The 26923-nt window shown below is 65.9% G+C and carries 17 protein-coding genes and 2 tRNA genes; 9 read left to right on the forward strand and 10 right to left on the reverse strand.

What is annotated here, in order from left to right; genetic code table 11:
• Positions 1-70 precede the first annotated feature (70 nt).
• Together AC1AYX_RS03615 and gnd are read left to right on the forward strand one after the other, a co-directional pair.
• A complete protein-coding gene (locus AC1AYX_RS03615) occupies positions 71-1399 on the forward strand; it encodes a GntP family permease (RefSeq protein WP_034525620.1) in 1329 nt (442 codons plus the stop codon).
• Positions 1400-1550: 151 nt separating this feature from the next.
• Positions 1551-2426: a phosphogluconate dehydrogenase (NAD(+)-dependent, decarboxylating) gene (gnd, locus tag AC1AYX_RS03620; RefSeq protein WP_476502222.1), complete on the forward strand. Its 876-nt coding sequence runs from the start codon at positions 1551-1553 to the stop codon at positions 2424-2426.
• Positions 2427-2975: 549 nt separating this feature from the next.
• Here gnd and AC1AYX_RS03625 read toward each other — a convergent pair.
• Together AC1AYX_RS03625 and AC1AYX_RS03630 are read right to left on the reverse strand one after the other, a co-directional pair.
• Positions 2976-3051: transfer RNA gene (locus tag AC1AYX_RS03625), tRNA-Ala, on the reverse strand.
• Between the two features lie 80 nt (positions 3052-3131).
• Positions 3132-3205, reverse strand: a tRNA-Ile gene (locus tag AC1AYX_RS03630).
• Positions 3206-3859: 654 nt separating this feature from the next.
• Between AC1AYX_RS03630 and AC1AYX_RS03635 the strand changes: the two genes are divergently transcribed.
• Together AC1AYX_RS03635 and AC1AYX_RS03640 are read left to right on the forward strand one after the other, a co-directional pair.
• Entirely contained in the window at positions 3860-4702 is an 843-nt protein-coding gene (locus AC1AYX_RS03635) for a M48 family metallopeptidase (protein WP_476502223.1), read from the forward strand.
• Between the two features lie 162 nt (positions 4703-4864).
• Positions 4865-6517: a peptide ABC transporter substrate-binding protein gene (locus AC1AYX_RS03640; RefSeq protein WP_476502224.1), complete on the forward strand. Its 1653-nt coding sequence runs from the start codon at positions 4865-4867 to the stop codon at positions 6515-6517.
• Positions 6518-6626: 109 nt separating this feature from the next.
• Here the strand turns inward: AC1AYX_RS03640 and AC1AYX_RS03645 are convergent, their stop codons facing one another.
• From AC1AYX_RS03645 to AC1AYX_RS03665, 5 genes are all read right to left on the reverse strand, one after another.
• The gene (locus AC1AYX_RS03645; protein ID WP_476502225.1) at positions 6627-7106 is read right to left on the reverse strand and encodes a Dps family protein; all 480 of its coding nucleotides are present in this window, start codon (positions 7104-7106) and stop codon (positions 6627-6629) included.
• Positions 7107-7202: 96 nt separating this feature from the next.
• A complete protein-coding gene (locus AC1AYX_RS03650; RefSeq protein ID WP_034525602.1) occupies positions 7203-8537 on the reverse strand; it encodes a hemolysin family protein in 1335 nt (444 codons plus the stop codon).
• A 106-nt stretch (positions 8538-8643) separates the two neighbouring features.
• On the reverse strand, positions 8644-9312 hold the full coding sequence (locus tag AC1AYX_RS03655) for a hypothetical protein (protein WP_476502226.1): 669 nt from the start codon (positions 9310-9312) through the stop codon (positions 8644-8646).
• Positions 9313-9619: 307 nt separating this feature from the next.
• Positions 9620-10234 carry a sugar O-acetyltransferase gene (locus AC1AYX_RS03660; protein ID WP_476502227.1) on the reverse strand — a complete coding sequence of 205 codons (615 nt, stop codon included), beginning with the start codon at positions 10232-10234 and terminating at the stop codon, positions 9620-9622.
• A gap of 81 nt (positions 10235-10315) precedes the next feature.
• Positions 10316-11053 carry a carbonic anhydrase gene (locus AC1AYX_RS03665; protein ID WP_476502228.1) on the reverse strand — a complete coding sequence of 246 codons (738 nt, stop codon included), beginning with the start codon at positions 11051-11053 and terminating at the stop codon, positions 10316-10318.
• A 600-nt stretch (positions 11054-11653) separates the two neighbouring features.
• On the opposite strand from AC1AYX_RS03665, the gene ahpC reads away from it, so the two are divergent.
• Together ahpC and AC1AYX_RS03675 are read left to right on the forward strand one after the other, a co-directional pair.
• Positions 11654-12217 carry an alkyl hydroperoxide reductase subunit C gene (gene ahpC / locus AC1AYX_RS03670; protein WP_034525582.1) on the forward strand — a complete coding sequence of 188 codons (564 nt, stop codon included), beginning with the start codon at positions 11654-11656 and terminating at the stop codon, positions 12215-12217.
• Between the two features lie 234 nt (positions 12218-12451).
• A complete protein-coding gene (locus AC1AYX_RS03675) occupies positions 12452-14446 on the forward strand; it encodes an FAD-dependent oxidoreductase (RefSeq protein ID WP_476502229.1) in 1995 nt (664 codons plus the stop codon).
• A 189-nt stretch (positions 14447-14635) separates the two neighbouring features.
• Here AC1AYX_RS03675 and AC1AYX_RS03680 read toward each other — a convergent pair whose 3' ends face one another.
• Complete coding sequence (locus tag AC1AYX_RS03680) at positions 14636-15952, reverse strand: OFA family MFS transporter (protein WP_476502230.1); 1317 nt, start codon at positions 15950-15952, stop codon at positions 14636-14638.
• 891 nt (positions 15953-16843) lie between these two features.
• A complete protein-coding gene (locus AC1AYX_RS03685; protein WP_476502231.1) occupies positions 16844-19600 on the reverse strand; it encodes a phosphoenolpyruvate carboxylase in 2757 nt (918 codons plus the stop codon).
• 423 nt (positions 19601-20023) lie between these two features.
• On the opposite strand from AC1AYX_RS03685, the gene AC1AYX_RS03690 reads away from it, so the two are divergent.
• Both AC1AYX_RS03690 and AC1AYX_RS03695 read left to right on the forward strand, forming a co-directional pair.
• A complete protein-coding gene (locus AC1AYX_RS03690; RefSeq protein ID WP_476502306.1) occupies positions 20024-21793 on the forward strand; it encodes a threonine/serine exporter family protein in 1770 nt (589 codons plus the stop codon).
• Between the two features lie 212 nt (positions 21794-22005).
• Positions 22006-23682 (forward strand): sodium/proline symporter, encoded by a 1677-nt coding sequence (locus tag AC1AYX_RS03695; protein ID WP_476502232.1) that lies wholly within the window; start codon positions 22006-22008, stop codon positions 23680-23682.
• Positions 23683-23929: 247 nt separating this feature from the next.
• On the opposite strand, the gene AC1AYX_RS03700 is transcribed toward AC1AYX_RS03695, so the two are convergent.
• Positions 23930-25435, reverse strand: a complete 1506-nt coding sequence (locus AC1AYX_RS03700) for an amidohydrolase (protein ID WP_476502233.1) — start codon at positions 25433-25435, stop codon at positions 23930-23932.
• Positions 25436-25676: 241 nt separating this feature from the next.
• Here AC1AYX_RS03700 and AC1AYX_RS03705 point away from each other — a divergent pair, with 241 nt between their 5' ends.
• Positions 25677-26693 carry a hypothetical protein gene (locus tag AC1AYX_RS03705; RefSeq protein WP_476502234.1) on the forward strand — a complete coding sequence of 339 codons (1017 nt, stop codon included), beginning with the start codon at positions 25677-25679 and terminating at the stop codon, positions 26691-26693.
• Positions 26694-26923 lie beyond the last annotated feature (230 nt).

A 26923-nucleotide genomic window follows, 5' to 3' on the forward strand; every position in this document is an offset into this window, starting at 1 on the left:
TCAGGCTGCCAGCTCCCCCAAGTGGGAGACCGAACACAGAGATCCTTCCAACGACTGTAAGGAACCACCAATGAATCTCATCATCGCGGCCATCGTCGGCATCGCGGCCATCGTGCTGCTCATCGCCGTGGCCAAGGTCCATCCGTTCATCTCGCTCATGGTCGGCTCGTTCGTCATGGCCGTGTGCGCCGGCGTTCCGTTCGACGAATCATGGGACAGCTTCACCTCCGGCGTCGGCTCGACCGTCTCCAACGTCGGTCTGCTCATCGCCTTCGGCTCGATCATCGGCACGCTGCTGTTCGCCTCCGGCGGCGCCGACGTGATCGTCGACACCATCATGGCGAAGACGCCGCTGCAGCTGCTGCCGTGGGCCATGGCGCTCATCGCATTCATCGTCGGCATCCCGATGTTCTTCGAGGTCGGCGTCGTCATCCTCATCCCGGTGGTCCTGTTCGCCGCACGCCGCGCCAAGATGCCCGTCATCCTCATCGGCATCCCCGCCCTCGCCGGCCTGTCCACGCTGCACGCGTTCGTGCCCCCGCACCCCGGCCCGCTGGTCGCGATCTCCGCGCTCAACGCCAACCTCGGCGTCACCCTCGCCCTCGGTCTGCTCGTCGCCATCCCGACCGTCATCATCTCTGGTCCGCTCATGGGCCGCATCATGGCCAAGTGGGTGCCGATCCAGGCCCCCGAGCAGGCAGCCGAGAAGGACGCCGTCAAGGACGAGTCCAAGCGCCCCTCCTTCGCCCAGGCGATGACCGTCATCCTCCTGCCCGTCGTGCTCATGCTCGCCGCCTCCGTCGTCGATCTGACCGGTCAGAAGGAAGCCATGTGGGGCCGCGTGCTCGTCTTCATCGGCACCCCGCTCACCGCGCTGTTCATCACCGCCGTCGTCGCGATGGTCCTGCTCGGATTCATGCAGGGCCGCACCCGCGAGTTCATCAACGGCGAAGTCGGCAAGGCCTTCGCCTCCGTGGCCGGCATCGTGTTCATCGTCGGCGCCGGCGGCGGCTTCAAGCAGACCCTCGTCGACTCCGGCATCGGCGACGTGATCGCCAACGGCATCACCGAATCCGCGATGAACCCGCTCATCGCCGGCTGGCTGGTCGCCGTGCTCATCCGCCTCGCCACCGGTTCCGCCACCGTCGCGACCGTGACCGCGTCCGGCATCATGGTGCCGCTCGCGCAGGGCATGAGCCCGACCCATCTGGCGCTGCTCGTGCTCGCCATCGGCGCCGGCTCCGTGTTCTTCTCCCACCTCAACGACGCCGGATTCTGGCTCGTCAAGGAGTACTTCGGCATGTCCGTCTCGCAGACCCTGAAGACCTGGTCCCTGATGGAGACCGTGCTCTCCGTCGTCGGCCTCGGCTGCGTCATGCTCCTCTCCCTCGTCCTATGACGTCCCGGGCCGGTCCGTCCGGGGAAACCGCTTCGGGCCGGCCCATCTCTCGAAATCTGTCGAACCCTCGCATCGCCTCCAATCCCCTGGAAACGTCAAATATCCACATCGCACCCACATCGCACCCACATCGCTGTGAAAGGACACTGAAATGCAGATCGGAATGATCGGACTCGGCCGCATGGGCGGCAACATGGCCAAGCGTCTCGCCGCAGGCGGCCACCAGGTCGTCGGCTACGACATGTCCCCCGAATCGGGCCGCGACGTCGACTCGCTCGAAGCGCTCGTCGCCGCGCTCGACGCCCCGCGCGTCGTGTGGGTCATGGTCCCCGCCGGCAAGCCCACCGACGACACCATCGACCGTCTCGCCTCGCTGCTCGACGCCGGCGACATGATCGTCGACGGCGGCAACACCCGCTACGTGGACGACGCCCGTCACGCCAAGCAGCTCGGGGAGCTCGGCATCCGGTTCATGGACTGCGGCGTCTCCGGCGGCGTGTGGGGCATCGACCGCGGCTACGCGCTCATGGTCGGCGGCTCCCAGGAAGACTTCGAGTTCATGCGCCCGATCTACGAGACCCTGAAGCCGAACGACGACTACGGTCTCGTGCTCGCCGGCCCGGTCGGTGGCGGCCACTTCGCCAAGATGGTGCACAACGGCATCGAATACGGCATGATGCAGGCGTTCGGCGAGGGCTTCGCCACGATGGTCCGCTCCGAGCTTGTCGACGATCCGGCCGCCGTGATGACCTCGTGGAAGTCCGGTTCCGTCGTCGGTTCCTGGCTGCTCGATCTGCTCGCCAACGCGTTCAAGGACGATCCGACGCTCGAATCGATGCCGCCGGTCGCCAACGAGTCCGGCGAGGCGAAGTGGATGATCGAGGCGGCGCTCGAACTCGGCGTGCCCACTCCGGCCACCGCGGCCGCGCTGTACGCCCGCCAGACCTCGCGCGGCGGCGGCGACGACACATTGCGCGTCGTCTCCACGATGCGCGCCCAGTTCGGCGGCCACGTCACCAAGGCCTGACGTTCGGTTCTCTCTCCTTTCCTTCAACCACCTTCAACCAACATGAAGCGCCCGAGACGGTTTTCCCATTTCCGGTGAAAGCCGTTCCGGGCGTTTCGTCGGTGTATGGTGGATGTCATTCAGCGCACCGGCGGCATGGTCACCGGTCTGCCCCAGTGCCGTGCTCCTGCTCGCCGTCGCCGGCATCAGCCTGACGATCTGGCGCAAGCGTCGCGCCCTGATCACGCCTGTCTCGTGCCCCGCGCGGAAGCGGACCGGCGATTTGCGCCCCGCGTGGGAGCGGACTGGTGATTTGCGCCCCCTTTAGGGGGAGCTGTCCGGCGCAGCCGGACTGAGGGGGTATGCGCGCCCGAGCCACCCGCGAACCCCCTCAGTCGGCCTTCGGCCGCCAGCTCCCCCTGAAAGGGGGCGCAAACGACTAAATCACCAGACACACAATTTGGCCTATAACCCGGCGCGCATCAGTAGGGGCGCGGATGCGCGAGTAACGAAAAACCCTTGGAATCGATTTGATTCCAAGGGTTTTGTTCGGCAATCCGATTGTTGCGATGGTGGAGCATACCGGGTTCGAACCGGTGACCCTCTGCTTGCAAAGCAGATGCGCTACCAGCTGCGCCAATGCCCCGAATGGGTCGTGCACAACGAATCTGAACTTGTCCGGATAGAAAAAAAGAGCGGCTCAAACATGGCCGCTGGTTTTTCCTGTGGGCCCGGGAGGACTTGAACCTCCGACCTCATCCTTATCAGGGATGCGCTCTAACCACCTGAGCTACGGGCCCGTCCATCGCGCTTCAGCAGCGCAACGAGTAGATATACTACATGCGATTCGGGTGGTGTCAAAACGGACCGCTCTTCGGCGTGTCGCGGCTTGTTTCCGCCGTTTACGGTTCGTGGGTTCCTCCACCCTTTCGACGGTTCGCTCCACCCTTTCGACGGTTCGCTCCACCCTTTCGACGGTTCGATCTAGGGTTTGCGACGTTTTTCCGTAGCAAGTCCCGGAGTGAACCGTGACTATCAAGGATGGAATGCGGCATGACCTGGGTGGAGTGGGGCTGGGCTCCCTCTGACGAGGGAGCTGTCCGCCATAGGCGGACTGAGGGAGAGATAGCTGGGATGTGACGTCATGGCGGAATGTCGCGTTCGGAATGTCGCGTTCGGAATGTCGCGTTCCAGCTATCTCTCCCCCACCCGGCTTCGCCGGGAGCCCCCTCGTCAGAGGGGGCCGGGATCGTCGTGACTTGCTTCGCCGGGAGGCCGACCGCAATCAAGGACGCCCTGCGGCTGACCTTATGTTGGCTCGCCTGTCGGCTCGCACATCGCCTACAAACGCCTCTGGCGTTTGCTTGACGGCGATGTCCCGGCAGAGGGGGCAAGTGCCCGTGGACAGCCCGACGAACTGCCCACCTTGTCCGTCTTTGCGGGACAATGGCGGTATGCCGTATCGCCGTCGTCCTTCCGCTGCCGCGCCGCGCTCCGCCTCCTCCGTCCGTGTCATCGAGGTCGATGGCGTCGCGGTGACGGTGACGCGCAAGCGCATCCGGAACCTGTATCTGCGTGTGCAGCCGCCGACCGGGGCGGTCGAGGTGTCCGCGCCGATGCGCATGGCGGAACGCCGCATCCGCGAGTTCGTGCGCGAGCGCCGCGACTGGATCGCCGAGCAGCGGTCGCGCATCGCGCAGTCCCGTCGTCTCGTGGTCGAGGAGATGGCGGCCCACGGCGCGGCAGGTGCCGTCGCGGTGCCGCTGGAGGGCCTCGACGATGCGTCGTTCGAGGCGCCGCGGCCTTTGTTCGACGACACGGATGGGGAGGTCGGCGGTGCGCGGCGGTTGGACGGTCCGGAGAATCAGGAGGATGCCCCGGCCGATGCGAACGCCCGGAACGGCCAGAATCCCCAGAATCCCCAGAATTCCCCGGTCGGGCCGCCTCCCGCGTTCGAGTGGACGGACGAACGTCGTCGCGAGGCGGCGGCCGCGATCGAATCGCAGCTGCCGGCACTGCTCGACAAGTGGTCGCCGATCGTCGGCAAACGTCCCACGCACGTCACGCTGCGGCTGATGACGTCGCGATGGGGGTCGTGCACGCCAAAGACCGGCCGCATCCGCATCAACCTGCAGCTGGGGCTGATGGAGCCGCGATTCCTCGAATACGTGCTCGTCCACGAACTGACGCACCTGTGGGAGCATGGTCACGGGCCGCGGTTCCGCGCGCGCATGGACGCGTATCTGCCGGGATGGCGCGCGTTGCGCCGCGAGCTCAACCGTCGTGCGGTGCTGTAGCCCGTCATCGGCAACGTCGATGACGACGCTGGCGTGTTTCCCTTCCGAAAGCGTAATGTCCGTGGCGATTGTATGGTGATATGTCATCGCACATGTCGATTCGAGATATCACGAACGACCACGAGATATCGCAACCAACGGAAGCAACGGAAGAGGACCATCATGCGCACAGGACTCACGAAACGCATCACCGCCGCGCTCGCCGCGACGCTCGGACTCGCGCTCGCGCTGTCCGGCTGCGGCGCGACGGGCGACACGGATGCGAGCACCGTCGAACAGACCGACGGCAAGCAGGTGGTCGTCGTCAACGACGTCGAACCAGCGAGCGGGCTCATCCCGTCCGACACGAACGACCTCGCCGGCTGGAAGGTCGTGACGCAGCTGTTCGAAGGCCTCGTCACGTTCAGCAGCACCGGCAAGCTGATCTACGCGGACGCCGAGTCGATCACGCCGAACGACGACGCCTCCCAGTACACGATCACGTTGCGCGACGGCCTCGAATTCTCCGACGGCGAGAAGATCACCGCCGAGACCTATGCGAAGTCGTGGTCGTTCGCCGCGAACGCCGCTAACGGCCAGATGGGTGCCGCGATCTTCGCGACGATCAAGGGCTACGACAAGCTGCAGGACGAGAACGGCGACAAGAACGCGCAGCTCGAAGGCCTGAAGGTCGTCGATGACCGGACGCTCCAGGTCACGCTCGCCGCCCCCGACTCCTCGTTCGACTACAAGGTGGGCGACGTGGCGTTCCTGCCGCTGCCTTCCAGCGCGTACAAGGACATCAAGGCGTTCGGCGAGAAGCCGGTCGGCAACGGCCCGTACCAGTTCGCCTCGTGGAGGCATGATAGCGAGATCAAGCTCACGCCGAACCCGAAGTACACGGGGCCGCGCAAGGCGAAGAACGGCGGCGTCACGTACAAGCTGTACACGAACCTCGAATCCGCGTACGCCGACCTCACCGCCGGCAACCTCGACGTGCTCGACACGATTCCGAACAGCGCGCTCGCCACGTACAAGAACGAACAGTCGATCCAGTCGTTCAGCAAGGCGGGCCCAGGGTTCAAGGCGTTCACGATCCCCTCGAACCTCAAGCACTTCACCGGCGAGGAGGGGCGTCTGCGCCGCGCCGCGATCTCGTACGCGGTGAACCGCAGCCGCATCGTCGACAAGGTCCTGCGTGGCACCGCGACCGTCGCCACCGACTTCACCGCGCCCTCCATCGCCGGCTATTCGAAGTCGCTCGCCGGTTCCGACGTGCTCTCCTATGATGCCGCGAAGGCGAAGGAGCTGTGGGCGAAGGCCGACGCGATCTCGCCGTGGGACGGCACGTTCCGTCTCGCCTACGCGTCCGACTCCGGCTCGAAGCAGTGGGTGGACGCGATCGTCAACTCGATCAAGAACGCGCTCGGCATCGACGCGAAGTCGTACCCGTTCCCCACGCAGAAGGACTTCTCCGGTGCCGTGCACGACCGCACGATCGACGCCGCGTTCACGCAGGGCCTCCAGTCCGACTACCCGCATCCGGAGGGCTACCTCGTGCAGGCGTATGATTCCTCTGCCGCCGACGGCAAGGGGCTCAACAACGGCGACTACAAGAGCTCCGAGTTCGACTCGCTGATCGATGAGGCCGCGAAGCAGACCACGCTCGACGGCTCGGTCAAGTACTACCACCAGGCCGAGGAGCTGCTGCTCAAGGATCTGCCGGTGATTCCGCTGTGGTACGGCAACGTCTCCGCGGGCGCCTCCAAGTCAGTGAGCAACGTGAAGTTCAACTACATGGGCCTGCCCGAGTACCAGAACCTCACGAAGGAGTAGCGGGGGAGCCGTCGTTGCAGACGACTGAGGGTGGCCATCCGGTTTCCTGTCCATAGTGGACGTGGAAGTTGCCGGGCGGCCACCCTCAGTCATATGCGCCTCGCACGCCTCACGCGAGGTGGCTACGCATGAACCACTGGAACTTCTCAAGCTCCTGCACGTGGTCCTGGATGATGTTGGAGCTCACGAGGTCGAGCTCGTCCAGTTCGGCGATGGCCTTGCGGTCGTCGGCGATGAACGCGTCGTAGTACTCGATGAGCGCCTTGAGGTACTCCTCGGTGCCGGCGCGGCCCTCGATGTCGAACGGCTTCCACGTGCGGTTGCGCGTGATCGCGTCGGCGCGGCCGTCCGGAGTACCGCCCAGCGTGGCGATGCGCTCGGCGGTCTCGTCCGCCTGCGCGAGCACGACCTCGACCTGCGGGTCGAGCATCTCGTGCACGGCGATGAAGTTCGGGCCGGTCACGTTCCAATGCGCGTGCTTGAGGACGAGCGCCGCCTCCTGCTCCTGGCTGAGGCGGTTCTGCAGAATGGCGATGGCCTTCTCCGAGGTCGCTTCGTCAAGACCCGGGACGATGAATGCGAGTGTCATGGTGGGTGTCCTTCCTTTCCTGATGAGGGACGTTCCTTGTGGGAATCTCCCGTAAGGAACCCGTCCCCCAAGTCTACCGTCAACGGATGGACGGCTTCACTTCGGCTGCGCAGGCCCCGGCGTCTCGGCGTGGTCCGGGGCGCCGGCCTTGCGCACTTCGATCGTGTCGATGCGGCGGCCGTCGATCTTGGTGACGACCATGTTGTAGCCGTCGGCGTGCAGCACGTCGCCGACCTCGCCCATCTTGCCGGTGTGCGCGAGGAAGTACCCGGCCACCGTCTCGTACGGGCCGTCCTCCAGTTCGATGCCGGTCAGGTCCTCGAAATCCTCGAGCGTCATGCCGCCCTCGATCGTCGCCACGCCGTTGACGAACGCGTCGCGACGGTTGCGTCGCGCGCCGCCCGGCTCGTCGGGCAGATCGTATTCGTCGCGGATGTCGCCGACAAGCTCCTCGGTCATGTCCTCGAGCGTGACGATACCGTCCGTGCCGCCGTACTCGTCGATGACGACGGCCAGATGGATGCCGCGCTTGCGCAGCAGTTCGAGGCTCGGCAGCAGCTTCGACGTGCCCGGCAGGGAGATGCCCTCGCGCGTCACGTCGGCCACGGTCGTCGCCTCCGGATCGCGCACGTCGAGCAGGTCGCGCACGTGCACGAAACCGAGCACGTCGTCGAAATCCTTGCCGGTGACCGGGTATCGCGAATACGGCATCTCACGCACATACGCGGCGGCGTCTCCGATCGGCATCGCGCCGTCGATGAACACGACGTCGGCGCGCGGGCGCATCACCTCGGCGACGATCGTCTCCGACGCGTCGAACACGTCGTCGAGGATCGTGCGTTCGTCCTTGCTCAGGTTCGTGTTCGAATTGACGAGCACGCGCAGCTCGTCGTCGCTCACCTCGGATTCGGTCTCGTTCGGGTCGAAGCCGAGCAGGCGCACCAGACCGTTCGTGTTCTTGCCGATGAGCCAGATGATCGGGCTGCACACCTTCGCGAAGATGTCGATCGCGGGCACTACGGCGCGTGCGATCTCCTCCGTGCGCTGCATGGCGATGCGCTTCGGCACCATCTCCGAAATCACAATCGAGCAGTAGGAGATGATGAGCGTGAGGCTGATCGTGGTCAGCGGCGCGGCGATGTGCGCGGGCACGCCCCAGCCCTCCACGACCGGCGTGATGTACGGGGAGATCGACGATTCGCCGAACGACGCGGACAGGAAGCCGCACAGGGTCACGCCGATCTGCACGGTGGACAGGAACGTGTTCGGGTCGCGGGCGATCTTGGCCACGCGGGCGCCGCGGGCGTCCTCCTGCTCCATCTGGTCGATCTGGGAGCCGCGCAGGCTCACCAGCGCCAGCTCGGTGCCGGAGAAGATCGAACCGAGCAGCAGGAACACGAAAATCAGCAGGATGTTCAGGCCAAGTGACATGCCACCCACTCTAAGGGAGTGGCACGCCAAATCGCGGCGGTCCGGGAGGCGGTCCGGGGGCGGTTCGGCAGCGGCCCGGCGGCGGCTGGTGGCGTTTGCCGGGCGCTCACGAATACCGCGGGTCGTCCTCGAGCCCCACGTAGATGGGGCCGGTGACAGTGTCGTAGTAGTGGAGCAGCATGTGGTCGGAGTGGATGCCCAGCAGGTCACGCGCGATGCGGTTGTTCGCGCTGATGCTGCCGTCGTCCTCGCACGATCCGGCATCGAACGTCAGCGCCGGCGTGAACGTCATCGCGCACACCTGGTAGTCGCCGTCGTCGTCCGATTTCGTTTCGCGCGTCACCGTCGGGCGTTCCACCGCCATCGTCTTCGGCCCTTCGGCCAGCGCGGTCGCATATGAACCTGTACAGACCAGGCCGTAGCCGAACGCTGCGACGGCGATCAGCGCGGCGATCATGGCCTTGAGGAATTTGTTCCGGCGATACCATCGGACCGTCAGCGCCGCGATGATGGCTCCGGCCGGTATGTACAGCACTCCGACGATCAGGCGGGTGTAGATTGCGTTCGCGTCGTAGCTGCCGTTGGTGTCGGAGATTAGAAACGGCAGCATGAAGGAGAGGATGACCGCGAGCAGCGCCAGATAATACAGACAAACTCCGAAGAGGGTGAGAATCCCCTCGAGGATCATGAGAACGACGTACCCCGCGCCTTTCAGCACGCGCATGGGCAGGGAATCGGTGTCGGTGACCAGGAGCGACTTCGGGCGCTTGAACATGGATGATTCGTCGTCTGAGTCACCTGAGTCGGATGCCTCGGACGGCTCACTGTCTGAGGTCTTGACACGCATATCGGCGTTTGCTCCAGCGCTTGTGTCGTCCTCTGTGCCGAATCCGATGCCGTCGTCGAAGGGGACCTGCGCCCCGTCGCGTGAACCGTTCACTGTACCTGCCTTCGCCCGTCGTCGTAGCGTTTCCGGTGTTCCCACTTCAACGATACGTCCGCGGCGGGCCGTCACTCGTCCGCCCGCATGAACATTCGATGAAATGCTGCTGGGACGGCAACGTAGCCGGCCCGGAGCGTCCTCAGATGTCGTCCGGGATGCGGCGGTCGCGCCAGTAGTATTCGCGGTCGTGTTCGCCGATCTCGCGGATGACGCGCGCCGGCGTCCCCACCGCGACGCTGTTCGCCGGCACGTCCTTCGTGACGAGGCTGCACGCGCCGATCACCGCATTGTCGCCGATCGTCACGCCCGGCAGCACCGTCACGTTCGCGCCGATCCACACGTTGCGGCCGATATGGATCGGCTCGGAGAACTGGGCGACGCGTTCGCGCAGGTCCGGGCGAATCGGGTGACCGGTGGTCACGAGCGTCACGTTCGGGCCGATCATCGTGTGGTCGCCGATGAAGATCTCGCCGTCATCGACGAGCGTCAGGTTGAAGTTCGCATACACGTGATCGCCGAAATGCGTGCTGATGCCCCAGTTGGCGTGCACGGGCGGCTCCAGGTACACGCCTTCGCCGATCGACCCGAACAGCCGCTCGGCGATCTCGCGGCGCTTCGGATCCTTCGGGCGCGTGGCGTTGAAGTCGTAGAGCAGGTCGAGCTGCTCCTTCTGCGCGGCGTCCATCTCGTCGTCATCGCAGAAGTAGATGCCCGGCGAATGCATGGTGTCGAGCACGCGCTGCGGCACGGTCATGGTGGTCTCCTTCCGTATGCTCCGTGCGGGGATTGGCGGGCGGCGTAGGGCGCTTCGGCGGGCGCCCGGCGGGAGCGGAGCTCAGAACGACAGCACCTCGACCAGGCCGTCGTGCATCACGTAGCGGGCGCCGGCGATCATCAGACGTCCCTCGGCCAGCGCGAGACGGGTCACTTCGCTGCCGTCGGCCAGCAGCTCGATCGTGCGGGCCACGTGCGCGCGTTCGAAATCGGCGGCGTCCTCGAGATCGGCGTCCATCGCCTGCGCGACCGACGCGCCCACCTCGCGCACGATCGGCGAATCCTGCGCGGCGAGCATCGCCTCCAGATGATCGGCGTGCGCCTCGTCGCGGGCCGCGCCCTCCGGCACGTCGAAGCAGCCGCAATCGTCGAAACGATTCGCGAGTTCGGCGACGCCGTCCACGGCCGCCTTCACCGCGCCGCAGCCCTCATGACCAAGTACGACGATGAGGCTCACGCCTAGATGCTCCACCGCGTATTCGAGCGAGGCGATGACCGCGTCGTCGAGTACCTCGCCGGCCGTGCGGATGTCGAACAGGTCGCCGAGACCCTGATCGAAGATGATCTCCGGAGGCACGCGCGAATCGGAGCAGGAGAGCACGGCCGCGTCCGGATGCTGGCCGTCGAGCAGGCGTTCGCGGGTCTCGCGGTCCTGCCACGGGTGCTCGGCCGCGCCCTCGGCGAAGCGGCGGTTGCCCTGCAGCAGGCGGCTCCACGCGGCGTTCGCCTTCGCCTCGGGGGTGTCATGGGATTCGAACGGTTCGGTCGGTTCGGTCGGTTCGCTGAACGCTTCGGACATGCGGGCTCCTCGGAGTATGCGTTGCGGATCGCGGCCACGATCCACCGGAATCCAGTGTAGAAGGTGCGCGGGCCGAAAGGCTTATGCGCGGTTGGGAGGGATTGGAGAGAAGAAGGGAGGAACCTGCACGGTTGAGAGGTGAACCTGCATGGTCGCGGGGTGAACCTGTAGGAAGCAGACGCGAACCTGCATGGTGTGGGTCTGAAGAGCCGCCGCGCTTTGGAATGGCATGTGTTGGAAAATCAAGGTTTTCGGCGGATGCGGGAGCCCGGAGACGGGGGTTCTTGCCGGGGTATGCCCACAGGTTGCAGGTGGAATCATGCAGGTTCGGGTCGGAACCGTGCAAGTAGATACATGAATCATGTAGTTTCCATGCCGAACCGTGCAGGTTGCGGTCGGAACCGTGCAGGTTCGCGTCCGGTTCGTGCCAAGACCGTCCTCGCCGCTTGGCCCCCAATCCCATTCCCGGTGTGATGTTGTTCATACATCGCTCTGCGCGAGCCGCGGGATCGGGGGCGGGGGTTCCGGGATACGATGGACGAGGTTGCACAGATCGCGGGACGCCGCGCGAATCCCACGCGGGTCCGGAAAGGAACGACGATGACTCTTCTGCAGCATGAAATCACCGACTTCAAGGTCCAGGCCTTCCAGAACGGCGAGTTCAAGGAGGTGACCAAGGACGACGTGCTCGGCCACTGGTCCGTGTTCTTCTTCTACCCGGCCGACTTCACCTTCGTGTGCCCGACCGAGCTCGAGGATCTCGCCAACAAGTACGACGAGTTCAAGAAGATCGGCTGCGAGATCTACTCCGTGTCCTGCGACACCCACTTCGTGCACAAGGCGTGGCATGACGCCAGCGAGAAGATCGCGAAGATCCAGTACCCGATGCTCGCCGACCCGACCGCCCTGCTCGCCCGCGACCTCGACACCTACAACGAGGCCGACGGCATGGCCGAGCGCGGCGACTTCATCGTGAACCCGGAGGGCAAGGTCGTGGCCTACGAGGTCACCTCCTCCAACGTCGGCCGCAACGCCGACGAGCTGCTGCGCCGCGTTCAGGCCTCCCAGTTCGTCTACGAGCACGGCGACCAGGTCTGCCCGGCCAACTGGACCCCGGGCGAGGAGACCATCGAGCCGAGCCTCGACCTCGTCGGCCAGCTGTGATCCGTATCGCCTAGACGATAGGCGACTCGCAGTGGCCCCCTCTGTGAGGGAGCTGTCAGCGAAGCTGACTGGGGGAGAGCGCGAGCGGAACGCAACATCCGCGTTTTCCCTCCCCCACCCGGCTGCGCCGGGAGCCCCCTCGTCAGAGGGGGCTTGTTGCTATTCATCCCCATCCACCTCACCCGCTTTGCGGGAGCCCCCGCCGGCGGGGGCGAACGTACGCAAGGAGCTTTCATGACGCAACAATCCACCCAGAACGCCACCCAGAACACCGACGACCTCTACGACGTCGTCGTCATCGGCGGCGGTCCCGCCGGCCTCACCGCCGGCCTGTACCTCGCCCGCGCCCGCTACCGCGTGCTCGTGCTCGAGAAGGACGATTTCGGCGGCCAGATCACCATCACCAACGAGGTCGTGAACTACCCGGGCGTGGGCCGCACGACCGGCCGCGCGCTTACCCAGACCATGAAGAGCCAAGCCAAGGATTTCGGTGCCGAATTCCTCTCCGCCGAAGCGACCGGCCTCGACGTCGAGGGCGACGTCAAGACCGTGCACACCACGCGCGGCGACCTCAAGACCTTCGGCATCCTCATCGCCACCGGCGCCTCCCCGCGCAAGCTCGGCTTCGAGGGCGAGCGCGAGTACGCGGGCCGCGGCGTCGCCTACTGCGCCACCTGCGACGGCGAGTTCTTCACCGGCAAGGAGGTGCTCGTGGTCGGCGGCGGATTCGCCGCGGCCGAGGAATCCGTCTTCCTCACCAAGTACGCGAGCAAGGTCACCGTGCTCGTGCGCGAGGACGATTTCACCTGCGACGCGTCGGTCGCCGCCGAAGCGAAGAACAATCCGAAGATTGACGTGCGCTACGGCGTCGAACTCAAGGGCGTCACCGCCGGTCAGGGCGGCTTGCGCGAGGCGACGATCGCCGATCGCGACTCCGGCGAGACCGAAACGTGGAAGCCGGCCGACGGCGGCACGTTCGGCGTGTTCGTGTTCGCCGGCTACGTGCCTGCCACCAATCTGGTGAAGGGAGTCGTCGAGCTCGACGATCACGGCTACGTCGTCACGCACGATTATCTCGAAACGTCCGTGCCGGGCGTGTACGCGGCCGGCGATCTGCGCGTGAAGAACCTGCGTCAGGTGGTCACCGCGACCGCCGACGGCGCGATCGCGGCCGTCGAGCTGGAACGGTACGCGAAGTCGGTGAGCGAGCGAACCGGCCTCGTCCCGCCGCGGCCGACCGCCTCCGCCTACGAGAAGGCGGAGGCGCAGGCCGCGACGTCGGCCGCGTCGGGTGTCGGTGCCGCCGGCACGTCGCCCGCGCCCGCGCCCGTCAAGCGCAGCGCCGACGCGGCCGCCGCGAAGGCCGCGTCGCAGCGCAAGCCGGGCGAGCTGTTCTCCGCCGCGATCAAGCAGCAGCTCGGCGTCGTGTTCGGTCGCATGGCGCGCCCGGTCACGCTCGCGTTGGAACTCGACGACACCCCGCTTTCCGCGGAATTGCAGGGATTCATCGGCGAGATGGTCGCGCTGTCCGGCGGCAAGCTGAATTCGGTGGCCGTGGATGCGTCCGGGGTGATCACGGCGGTGGATGGCGCGTCGGCGCCGACCGGTCTGGTCGTCGGCGAGCCGTTGGAGATCGTCGCCTCGGCGGGGGGTTCCGGTGCCGATGGTGGTGCCGATGGTGCTGGTGACGGTGCCGTGCTGCCGGTGTATGGCACGCTCGACGATTCCGGTCGCGCCGAATTCGATCCGGCCGGCGTGATGCCGGTCGCCCGTCCGGCCGTGCGCATCTGCGTGGCCGGTGACGGTTCCGGGGATGGCGATGGTGACGGGGCCCGCCTCATCTTCACTGGTCTCGCCTTCCATGGCGTGCCGTCCGGCCACGAGTTCAACTCGTTCGTGCTGGGCCTGTACAACGCGGCGGGCCCCGGCCAGCCGCTCGACGACGACTTGCGTGCGCGGGCCGCGGCGATTGATGCACCGACCGACGTGATGATTCTCGTGTCGCTCACCTGCACGATGTGCCCGGAGACGGTGCTCGCCTCGCAGCGCATCGCCTCACTCAACCCGAACGTGCGCGCCGAGGCCTACGACGTCTCGCACTTCCCGGAGCTGCGCGACCAGTACGGCGCGATGAGCGTGCCCTGCATCGTCATCGACAAGGGCGGCGAACAGAAGGTCGAGTTCGGCAAGAAGAACATCGCCCAGATGCTCGACCTGCTAGGTGCCTGACGCTCCCATCCCCCAACCTTCCCACTCCTAACCCCACCCACCCCAACTCCCATGGTGCGGTAACGCGATTTCGCGGATTGGCGGAATAACGCCGTTTTGCGTGACCGCACCATGAGGGGTTTACCGCACCATGGGAGTGATGGTGGGTGTGAGGTGTGGGGTGTGAGGATGGTGGGGAGCGATGGTGGGTCAGGCGGCCTTGCCGATTGCGGGGGTGGGCGCCGGCGACGGGGCCGCGTCACGGACGGCCGCGCGCTTGCCGGAGGCCTTGACCAGGGTGACGCTCACCAGCGCCACCGCGTACAGCGCGGTGAGCACCGGAATCAGCGCGGCGTAGCGGTGCGCCTGATTGGGGGCGTGCGTCACCACGAACGAGGCCAGCTGGTTGCCGGACAAGCCGGCGAACGCCCATGCGCTGAGGGTGAGCCCATGCGTGGTGGAGACGGTCTTCGTGCCGAAGTGCTGGTCGAGCAGCACCGGCAGCGTGGAGAATCCGCCGCCGTAGCCCGCGTTGACGAGGAACAGCATGGCGAGCACCGCCCACAGCAGGGCGTCATCGATGCTGTTAATCGCGATCTGCAGCAGGCAGACGGCAATCGACATGACGAAGAGCACCTGATACACGCTCTCGCGGCGCTTCAGGTGGTCGGAAAGCGTGGAGAAGCCCACGCGGCCTGCCGTATTGAACACGGAGTCGACGGCCAGCACCAGTCCGATGATGCCCGCGGAGGCCGCGGCGAACGCGCTCGGACTCAGCGAGGAGTAACGGGGCAGCGCGGCCAGCACGTCGTGCAGGATGTCCTTCTCCTGGCTGATGAGCGCCAGACCGCAGGTGATGTTGAGGTAGAACGCGATCCAGATGCCCCAGAACACGGGCTTGCCGAGAATCGAACGGCGGCTCACATGCGAGGTGGCCGGATCGTACGTCCAACCGGCCGGACGGCGGATGAGCAGGAATCCGGCGAACATCATCACCGCATAGACCACAGCCAGCACATAGAACATGTTCACGAGGCCGACCGTGCCAATCAGAACCTCCATGAGCGGGCTGCCGATCGCCTTGGCAAGACCGAACCCGGCGACCGCGATGCCCGTGGCGAGACCCTTGTTGTCCGCGAACCAGAGCATCAGGTTCTTGACCGGCGTCAGATAGCCGACGCCGAGTCCCACGCCCATGATCGCGCCATAGCAGATGAACACGCCCGGCAGGAAGCCCAGCGCGATGCTCGCGCCCGTGCCCGCGAATCCGGCCACGAAGCAGATCATCGAGACGAGCGCCGACTTGCGGATGTCCTTCTCCACCATCGGCCCGGCGAACGCGGCGGACATGCCGAGGAAGAAGATGGCGAGCGAGAACGCCCATTCAACGGAAGCGGGTGCGACGTGCATCTGGTCGGCGATGAGCTGCTTGAACACGCTCCAGCAGTAGACGGTGCCGATCGGGATGTGGATGAGCAGTGCAGGTGCGATCGCGCTGGTCCAACGGTTCGCGGTGATCTTCGCCATGTGCGAGGTTCCTTTCGTAATCGGATACGATGGCCTGCCGGCATGTGCAGAGGGTGGATGATCGCCGAGCCGTTCCGCGCGGAACGGTCACGTGGAACGGCCGTGCGGAACGGTCGTGCGGAACAGCCGCGTGCACGATGATCGTGCGATGATGCGCGGTCCACTCGCATAGCCATGACTCACATGGCATGCAAACGTGCGCATCATACACATCGAATCCCCGATGTTCAATCGAACATCCACGATGTATGTTTCGCCGGCGTTCTTGCCCCCTGTCGACGCCGACAAAAAGCACTATAACGAGGATTCATACCGTGGCTCGCGGAAGGGTGGTGGTATTCGGCGTGAGAAAGTTCACACGCTTTCGCAAGGGTGGCCGTGTCGTGATGCGGACTCGGAAAACGCCCCCGCCGGCGGGGCTGGCGGTGCGGGCGTGGATGGTGAGGGCGCGGTGCCGGAAACGCCCCCGCCGGCTGGGGCTGGCATTGAAGTGGAGGCACCTGACAACGCGCCCGGGGAGCGCCCCCGCTGGCGGGGGCTGGCAGCCGAAGGCTGACTGGGGGTGGTTCGCGTCGCCGGTGTGCAGGCCCCGCCCGGATTGCCCGTCCGGATCACCCGTCTGGACCACCCCCACCCGGCTTCGCCGGGAGCCCCCGCCGGCGGGGCGGTTGTGTGGACTCGCCTTCGGCGAGACTGTGTTGATTCGCGGCTTCGCCGCGGTGATGGGAAAAGGAAAGGGACCGCTGAGTCGCGGTCCCTTGCTGTACTGGCGGTGATTTGCGCGCGCGAAGCGCACAAGCGCAAATCACCGCCTACGTTTGCGGGTTTGGAAGCCCACTGGGCTTCCAAACCGGCTGTTGCAGCGTGAGCTGCAACAGCCGACCGCAAACGTCAGCCCGTGTTCTGCAGGCCGGCGGCGACGCCCGACACGGTGCAGAGGATGAGATAGATGAACTCGGCCTGCTGGCTCTTCGAGAGCTCTTCCTTGTCCACCTTCTTACGCAGCGAACGCAGCGCGAGCACCTGGGTGACGGACAGCGCGTCCACGTAGGGGGAGCGGATTCGGATGGCCTGGCCGAGCACGTGGCGGTGCTGGAGCGGCCACTTGTCGCCGACGATGGCGAGCACCCACTTGCGGGTGAGCTCCATCTCGTGCATGACCTTCTCCGGCAGATCGGTGCGGTCGTCCAGCGCCAGGTACATCTTCGCGATGCGCTCGTCGGTCTTGGCGAGCGACATCTCGATGTTGTCGATGAACGTGGAGAACAGCGGCCACTCCTCGTAGGCCTGGCGCATCGTCTCCAGATCGCCGAACTTCTCGCACGCGGTGCCGAGGCCGTACCAGGCGGCCAGGTTGATGCGCGCCTGGGCCCAGGAGAAGATCCACGGGATCGTGCGCAGGTCGTCGAGCGACTTCGCGCCGAGGCCGCGCTTGGCCGGGCGGGAGCCGATCGGCAGCAGGCCGATCTCGGTCAGCGGCGTCACGGTGGAGAACCACTGCGCGAAGTCGGGCGTGTGCAACAGGTCGAGGAAGCGCTCGTGCGCGGCCTCGTCGAGCTCGTTCGCCATCTCCGCGTACTTCGCGGTCATGTCCGTGTTGCGCTTCTCGACGCTCGGCGCGGACTGGAGCAGGGTCGCCGCCGCGACGGACTCGACGTGGCGGATGGCCAGCACCGGGTTGCCGTAGCGGGCGAAGATGACCTCGCCCTGTTCGGTGAGCTTGAAGCGGCACTTGACGGAGCCGACCGGCTGGGCGAGCACCGCGCGGTTGGCGGGGCCGCCGCCACGGCCGACGGCGCCGCCGCGGCCATGGAACAGGGTCAGGTCGATGTCGTGCGACTTCGCCCACTTGGCGATGCGCTCCTGCGCGGAGTGCAGGGCCAGCGTCGCGGAGGTCGGGCCGGCGTCCTTCGAGGAGTCGGAGTAGCCGAGCATGACCTCGAGTTTGTTGCCGGTGGCCTTGAGGCGCGCCTGCACTTCGGGGATCTTGATCATGTCCTCGAGCACGTCCACCGAGTTCTGGAGATCCTCGAGCTGCTCGAACAGCGGGATCACGTCGATGGTCGGCACGTCCTCCGGATGCGCGAAGGCGAGGCGGTTCAGCTCGTAGACGTCCTTGATGTTCTGGGCGCTCTTCGTGAACGAGATGATGTAGCGGCGGGCGGCCTTCGTGCCGTTGCGCTTCTGGATGGAACCGAGTGCGCGGAAGGTGTCGAGCACCTCCTGGGTCATCGGCTGCAGGTCGCCGCGTTCGCCGTGCAGGCCGTGCTCGCGGATGTCCGCGAGGGCGCGCGAATGCACGACGGAGTGCTGGCGGAACTCCATCTCGACCATGTGGAAGCCGAAGGTCTCGGCCTGCCAGATGAGGTCCTGCAGCGGGCCGTAGGCGGAGCGCTTGGCGCCCGCGTCGGCCAGCGACTTCTGGACCGTCTTCAGGTCGGCGATGAAATCGTCGCACGTGTGGTACATGAGGTCGGCGTCGCGCTCGATCGTGTAGTGCAGGCGGTCGGCGATCACCAGCATGACGGCGCGGTGCAGCTCCTTGGTGGAGATCAGCGCGGCCTTGTCGGTCAGGCGCTCGCTCATCTCCTTCTGGTGGCTCCACAGCACCTTGAGATCGGAGCTCGGCGGCGTGGTCTCGGCCTCCATCGTGAGGTTCCTGCCGACGGTGCGGGTGGCCTCCTCGAGGGCGGCGAGCACGTGGTCAGAGAACTTGCGGGCCACCTGGCGGCTCACCTTGGCGGTGACGTTCGGGTTGCCGTCGCGGTCGGAGCCGATCCAGCTGCCCGGGTGGAAGAACGCGGGGCAGACGGGCTCGACGAGTCCGGCCTTGTCGCCCAGCACCCAGTCGTCGAAACGACGGTAGACCTGCGGGATCGTGTGGAACAGCGTGTTGTCGAAGATGTCGAGGATCGTGTCCGCCTCCTCGACCGGGGTCGGCTTCTTCAGCGCGATCGGCGAGGTGCGGAACAGCGCGTCGATCTCGTTGTAGAGACGGCGGCAGTTCTCCTTCTTGTCCGAGCCGCCGAGCGTCTTGTGCGCGGTGAGCAGTTCGGAGATGCGGCGGATCTTGCCTTCGACGGCCTTGCGGCGGGCCTCGGTCGGGTGTGCGGTGAACACCGGATGGAACTCGAGCCGGTCGAGCAGCTCCTTCGCCTTCGCCGGGCCCATCTCGTTGATGAGCTGGTGGTAGGCGACGGTGAGCTCGTTGATCGGGTCCACGGCGCTGTCCTCGGTCACCTTGGCCTCGCGCGCGTGCAGCACGGAGACGCGGTAGTCCTCCTCGCACAGGTTCGCGAGGTGGAAGTAGGTGGCGAATGCGCGGGCCAGCAGCTGGGCGTCGTGGAGTTTCATCTTGTCGATGACCTCCACGGCCTTCTTCAGTCCGTCGTGATCCGGGTCGGGATCGACCATGACGCCTTCGAAATGCTCGGCGCTGGCCTCGACCGCGTACTGCCGCACTTCGTCGAACGTGGCGAGCAGTTCGGGATTGAACTCACCGAGCACGTCGCGCAGAATGCGCAGACACAGATCCATATCACTGGCGAGTGACTCAGGAAGATGACGCTCTTCGGGACCCTTGGTTCCGGTGCCGGTCGAGACTATCGTCGCGTCGGCGGGCGTGATCTGCTGATCGTTATCTGTCATCAGACCTCCTTCTGCCGCGTTGAGGGTTGCTCGGTCTGCCGATCGTCCATGGCTCCTCCATGGTTGTTGAGATCGGCCGTTGCGAGCCCACAGCCCTGCGCGGCGTTTGGTTATGGTCGTCATTGTAGCCACGGGTAATCGCACGTCACGTTACGAATCCCATTTTTCGCGCGTGATTGTGGGTGGATTCCATGCGTTTGTCGAATCGTGACGCCGAAATGTCCGGTATGTGGGCAAAAAGATGGTCTCCGATGATTGCGGGGAGAGCGCGCGGTAGTAATGGACACCGTGAGTGAGAGCCAACATCAGCAGGGGGAGTCCCCGGTCGAGACCCCGATCCAGGGGCATGCCGACATCCGAAACAGCCATGAGCACGGCGCGATCGCCGTCCAACATTCCCATACGCACTCCATCCCATTGGACATGGAGGACATCGAACGCGACTGGGACAAGCCCATCGCCGAGGCGGGCATCGCCGCGAAGGCCAGCGTGATCGTGCGCGTCGGCCTGCTCGACCTGTCCGCCGGCACCGGATCGTTCCGCGTGCGCGAGATGATGCACCGCATCGCCTACCCGCTCGGCGTTCACGTGCGCGCCGACGTCAACCTCACCGACATCGAGGCCGCGTGCACCGACGGCAAGGACCGCATCACCGAGGTCATCGACCTGCCGAGCACCGGCGTCAACACCGAACGCATCTGGCTGCTCGAGCACTTCGCCGACTGGTTCAGCGTGAACCTCGGCGAGGAGAGCATGTACCACGTGCAGCCCGAGGTCTCGCAGGGCCTCATGCAGCATCTCGACGCGAAGGACGCCTCGCAGGTCTCCGCCGACCTCTCCAAGCAGCTACGCAAGGAGGAAAAGGAGGAGAAGCGCGAGGACCGCGTCGATTCCCTCCCCGGCCAGGACGCCGTGCTCGACGCGCTTGAGGAGGCCAGCCGCCACAGCGATCCCGGCGACCCGCGCGCCCATCAGCTGAACGTGCACGAGGACGACTGGTCGCAGTCCGCGATGACCCAGTCGCTCGCCGCGCGCGCCGCCGACGAGCAGGCGCGCGAGGCCGACCGGTCCCGCGAGACCGAGGCCGCCGGCAAGCCGGCGCAGCGCCGCAAGCCGAAACTGTCCGACCGCAAGCCGCCCAAGGAGTACGCCGAGCACTTCGACCACGTCTCCGGCGCGTCCGCGGCGAACGGCAACGGCGGCCACGGCATCACCGTGCGGCAGGCGCACCACCGCCTCGACATGATCGAACACCGCAAGCCGCTCTACTCGCCCGCGTTCGCCGGACTCGCCTCCGCGATCGCCTGCGCGTCCTTCGTGTTCCTGCTCGGCGGCGGCCTGTACGACATGATCGGCGCGTTCTTCGGCGCCGGACTCGGCCACTGGCTGCGCCGACGCCTGTTCAAGCACCACCTCAACCAGTTCTTCGTCACGTTCGTGTGCGTCGCGCTCGCCGCGCTCGTCTGCACCGGCACGCTGCGACTCATCGGACTGTACGACCCGATAGCGTTGCAGCACGACACCGCGTACATCGGCGCGATGCTGTTCGTCATCCCCGGATTCCCGCTCATCACCAGCGGCCTCGACATGGCGAAGATCGACTTCCCGTCCGGTATCCAACGTCTCACGTACTTCCTGTGCATCGTGCTGATGGCCACGCTCGCCGGCTGGATGGTCGCCTCGATCGTGCACCTCAACCCGACCGGATTCGAGCCGCTCGGCCTCAACGTGTGGGTGAACGGCGCACTGCGATTCGTGTTCGCGTTCCTCGGTGTCTGGGGCTTCTCCGTGATGTTCAACTCGCCGCAGCGCATGTGCCTCGTCGCCGCGATCATCGGCGCCATCACCGACACGCTGCGCCTCGAGATCGTCGACATGGGCGTGCCGGCCGAGGCGGGCGCGTTCATCGGCGCCCTCCTCGCCGGTCTGCTCGCCACCGCATGGCGTTCGTCCGTGCGCAAGGGCTGGCTCGCGCCGCACTTCGGCTACCCGCGCATCTGCCTGACCGTGCCGTCGATCGTGATCATGGTGCCCGGCCTGTACATGTACCAGGCCATGTTCCACCTCGGCTCGTTCGACACGTTGACCGCGCTCGACTGGGCGTTCAAGGCGTTCATGGTGATCATCTGCCTGCCGATCGGCCTGGCGATGGCCCGCGTCATCACCGACAAGTCCTGGCGCTACGACATCTGATTTCCTTTGCTCAGCCCCCTCGTCAGAGGGGGCCTTTTCTATGGTTTTCGCTCAGCATGCGAGACGTATTCGTGGGATTGTCCGCACTTTCGGGGAAGGTCGGCGAAAGCACTAGGAATTCCCAGAGAGAGAAACCCCACGGCCATCGCGCGCAGGCGTCACGCGTCTGCGCGGCGTGCGAAGTCGTGGATATTTCGGATAAGGCGGTTAGCGTGGCGAACGATTTCTGGATTCTGCTGGCCATGGTCATCTACTTCGCGGCCATGCTGTCCATCGGATTCATCTACTCCAAGCGGTCCAACTCCTCCTCCAAGGAGTACTTCGCGGGCGGCCGCGGCGTCGGGCCGTGGCTCACGGCACTCTCCGCCGAAGCCTCCGACATGTCCGGCTGGCTGCTCATGGGCCTGCCCGGCCTCGCCTACTTCACCGGCGCCGCCGACCCGCTGTGGACCGCGCTCGGCCTCGCCATCGGCACCTACCTCAACTGGAAGATCGTCGCCCGCCGACTGCGCCGCTACTCGGTCGTCGCCGGCGACGCGATCACCATCCCCGACTTCTTCGCCAAGCGCTTCCACGACACGAAGGGCGTCATCTCGACGATCTCCGCGATCATCATCCTCGTCTTCTTCTGCGTGTACGTGGGCAGCTGCTTCGTGACCGTCGGCAAACTGTTCAGCGCCCTGTTCGGCTTCGACTACCACCTGATGATGGTGCTCGGCGCGCTCGTCGTGTTCGTGTACACGATCGTCGGCGGCTACCTGTCCGTCGTGATGACCGACTTTATCCAGGGCCTGCTCATGTTCTTCGCGCTCGCCGTCGTGTTCGTCGGCACGGTCGCCTCCGCTGGCGGCATCGGCGAGACCGTCGCGTTCCTGCGCGCGATCCCCGGCTTCCTTTCCGGCACGCAGGTCGCCTCCCCGACGCTCGACCCCGAGACCGGTAAGCAGATCGTCGAAGCCGGCAAGGCCGTGTTCGGCGCTCCGACCGATTACGGCATCATCACGATCGTCTCGATGCTCGCGTGGGGTCTCGGCTACTTCGGCATGCCGCAGGTGCTCGTGCGCTTCCTGTCGATCCGTGACGCCGAGGAGGTGCGCAAGTCGCGTATCATCGCCACCTCCTGGTGCGTGCTGTCGCTCGCCAGCGCCGTGTGCATCGGCCTCGTCGGCCGTGCGATGATGCCGACGCACCTGCTCACCGGCACCGATGCGGAAACCATCTTCATCGTGCTTGCGCAGACGCTGCTGCCGAGCTTCGTGTGCGGCGTGGTCGTCTCCGGCATCTTCGCCGCGTCGATGAGCTCCAGCTCTTCGTACATGATCATCGGCGCCTCCGCTATGGGTGAGAACATCTTCCGCGGCCTGTTCCACAAGAAGGCCACCGACCGCCAGGTGATGATCGTCGCGCGCATCACGTTGGTCCTCATGTTCCTGTTCGGCTGCCTCGTCGCCTACGACCAGAACTCCTCGATTTTCCAGGTCGTCTCCTACGCGTGGGCCGGCCTCGGCGCCTCGTTCGGCCCGCTCATGCTGTGCGCGCTGTACTGGCGCCGCGCGAACAAGGTGGGCGCCGTCGCCGGCATGGTCTCCGGCACCGCCACCGTGTTCATCTGGCATAATCTCATCAAGCCGTTGGGCGGCGTGTTCGCGATCTACGAGCTGCTGCCCGCGTTCCTCGTCTCGCTGCTGTGCATCGTCGTGTTCTCGCTCGTCGCCGAGAAGCCGAACGACCGGATGCTCTATGAGTTCGACCACTACATGGACGACCCGCTCCCCGGCACTCTCCCCTCCGGCTCCGTCCTCGTCGACGAGCCGATGGAGGCCATGGCCGAAGAGGTGAGTGGACAGCACGGTGTGCTGTCCACCGACTCGGCCGGAGAGAGGCGATAGCCGAGCGACGGCAGGAAATCGCCTCGCCGCAGGCGAGTCGTTGCGTCGCCGGCAAGTAGCCTCGGCCCTTTCGGCCCCCTCTGACGAGGGGGCTCCCGGCGTAGCCGGGTGGGGGAGAGATATCGTCGACGTTACGTTCCGGCTATCTCTCCCCCAGTCTCACTGCGTTCGACAGCCCCCTCGTCAGAGGGGGCCAAGAAATCAGGTGCCTACTTCCCTCGTCAGAGGGAGGCAAGGCTGAACTCCCTCAATACGTCCGTCGTCCGGCGAGGAACGTCATCGCGACGTGGGTTCGCATCGCGCGCATCGCTTCCGGCGTCTCCATCGCGTACGGATCGGCGTCCAACAGCACGAAATCCGCATCATCGCCGGAACGCAGGTACCCGCGACCGACCTCAGTGGACGCCGCGAGCGCGACGCGCAGCGGCAGACGCTGCTCCGGCTGGAACGGTTCGCGCGCGGAACTCTCCGTCGCGAACACGGCCGCCGAAATCGCCATCCACGGGTCGAGCGGCGCTACCGGCGCATCGGAGCCCAGACGCAGCCGCGTTCCCGCCGCGTGCAGCGAGCGGAACGCGTACGGGACGCCGGCCGGATTCGCCCAGAACCGGCCGATCACGTCGCGGTCGTCCATCGCATGCTGCGGCTGGACGCTCGCTTCGAGGCCGAGCGCGGCCAGACGCGGGATGTCCTCGCGGCGCAGCATCTGCGCGTGTTCGATCGACCCGCGTGCGTGCGTGAGCTCCGCCGCGTCGAGCACGATCGCGTTCGCCTCGTCGCCGATCGCGTGGCAGGCGATGCGGAAGCCGTTCTCGGTGGCGAGTCGCATGTAGCGCGCGATCTGGCTCGGCGTGTAGCTGAGCGTGCCGTACGTGACCGGCGTGATGCCCGAATACGGCGTGGAACAGTAGGCGGAACGCGTGTTGAGTGAACCGTCGGAGATGAGCTTCATCGCGCCGACCTCGCCGAGCCCGCGGCTGCCGGGCAGCGGCTTGCCGGTGCGCCAGCCGGCGCGGATCGCGGCCTCCAGACGCTCCGGATAAACACCCGCCTTCACGCGCAGGCCGTCGATGCCGGCGGCGAAGCGCGCGGTCCACGTGTCGATGTTCTCCGCCATCTCGTAGTCGCGGATTCCGGTCACGCCCTTGCCTGCGGCATCCTTCTCCGCCTCGCGCAGCAGCCGATCGGTCTCCTCGGCCGCGCCCGGCGCCTTGTCGAACTTCGTGTACGCGTCGAACCATTCGAGCTCGCCGACGAGTCCGGTCTTCGCGTCCGCGTGCACGCCGAGACGGCGCGCGGCCGCCGAATTCACCCATCCGCAGTGCATGTCCGCGCTCGACAGCGCCACCGGCTGTTCGCCGGCAGCCGCGTCGATCGCGGCGAGCGTGGGCTGTTCGTCGTCGGCCCACAGCGAGTGGCGGAACCGCATGCCCACCACGAACGCGTCCGGGTCGAGCGTGCCGGCCGCGCGGCGAGCGTCGAGATGCGCGCGCAGCATCGCCATCGCCTCGGCGGCGGACTTCGCGTCGATGAGGTCGAGGCGGCCGAGCGTCTTCGACCATTGCGTGAAATGCGTGTGGCAGTCGACGAGTCCCGGGATGACCCACAGGTCGGATGCGTCGATGGTCGCGTCGGTGTCCGGCCGTGCGACGGCGTGGCCGGCGGCCGTGATCTTCCCGTCGCGGACGACGAGGTCCACGCGCTCGTCGCCGCCGGGGACGCGTGCGTTGAGGATGTTCAGCGATGTGCTCATGACGCCATCATGCCACCGGATTGTGAGCGCGCACACCCACTATCCGACCCATGGGCACGCAATGAGATGAACCATCGCAAGGGCGGATCGCTTCCCGTCATCCACCGGGTTCTCCACGATCGTCAACCGGTCGGACGGGGCAATGATCGGGAACCGGGGCTGCCGCATAGACTGGAGGCTCCGCGGGCACGACGGCGTGCTGGGAGCCGTCAGGAATCCGTTGAACGGGAAGGTGACGGTGATGAGTGAATCGATGGCGTTGACGGCATTGGCCGAACTGAAGTACCGAAGAATGAGAGATTGCGCCGAGCTGCAGCGGCGCAGCGGCTGGCGGCCGCCCTACGCGCTGACGACCGCCTTGGAGCTCGAATCGATCGAGATGCCGCGGCTGCCGGCTGGCTGCGCAAGACTCAAACGGCGCATCATGGTCGCCGTGCCCCATGCGAATCGGAAATACCGGGTCGACGGCGTCGCCGCGGTGGTCTGGCGGTTCCCGTTGGACACGGTGCTCGTCGACCGGCGTTTCCCATGCGTATCACCGGCCTGCACGTGGGCGATGTTCGCCGCTTACCTGGATCTGGAGGAGCTGATCGTGCTCGCCGATTCGATGATGCGCCGCGACCGTCGTCTCCGCCGGACGACGATGGAGGAGCTGATCGCCTATCTGGATGGTGCCCGGTCATACGCGCAGGCCATGGCGGAGGAAGGCGGCAGCGGACGTCTGTTCCGGGGATACGCGAACTGCAGGCGTGCGCTGCGGTTGGCGAGAAGCGGCACGGACTCCTCGATGGAGACGCGGACGAGACTGGTGATGCCGCGGTATGGTCTGGATGTTCCTCAGGTGAATTACCCCGTATCCATCAAGGGGCGTCCGATATATCTCGATCTCGCCTACCCCGAGTTCAAGATCTGCATCGAATATGAGGGAGCACATCATGCGGGGCAGTGGCTCAACGATATGACGAGGCGACAGCTGATCGAGGACGCCGGATGGAGGTACGTGCAGGTGACCAAATTGGACATCGGGGATGCGGATGATGAGGAGCGGCTTGCCGAAAGGGTCGCGAGGCATATGCGGGAGGTCACCGGCAAGACCATCCGTCTGACGAGGCGCAAAACCATCATGCAGATCTGCGATGCCAGATCGATGCGTCGGAAGCCGCTGTACGAACGTCTGGGATTCCGCCCGCTGATGCCCATCGAGCCCGACGATGTCGCGTATGGCGGCGGGGCCGACGAGTTGGATGCCATCGCGTAGCCGTAACCCGTACGGTCGGAGTCCGTACGGCCGTCGTTCCTGTGCTGCCGGTGGCGTAACGGCGTATCTCCATTCGAAGGGGTACTCCAGTGGCCGTCCGGACACCTATCTTCGTTGCGAGGGGTGCCGCACCGGTGCCAATCCACGTCGAATACGCCCAAAAACCTCCGATATAGAAGGGTGCGAGCGAAGGCGATACCCCTCGAAACGGAGATAGCCTCCCGGTCGCC

Source organism: Bifidobacterium sp. LH_419, assembly GCF_056356955.1.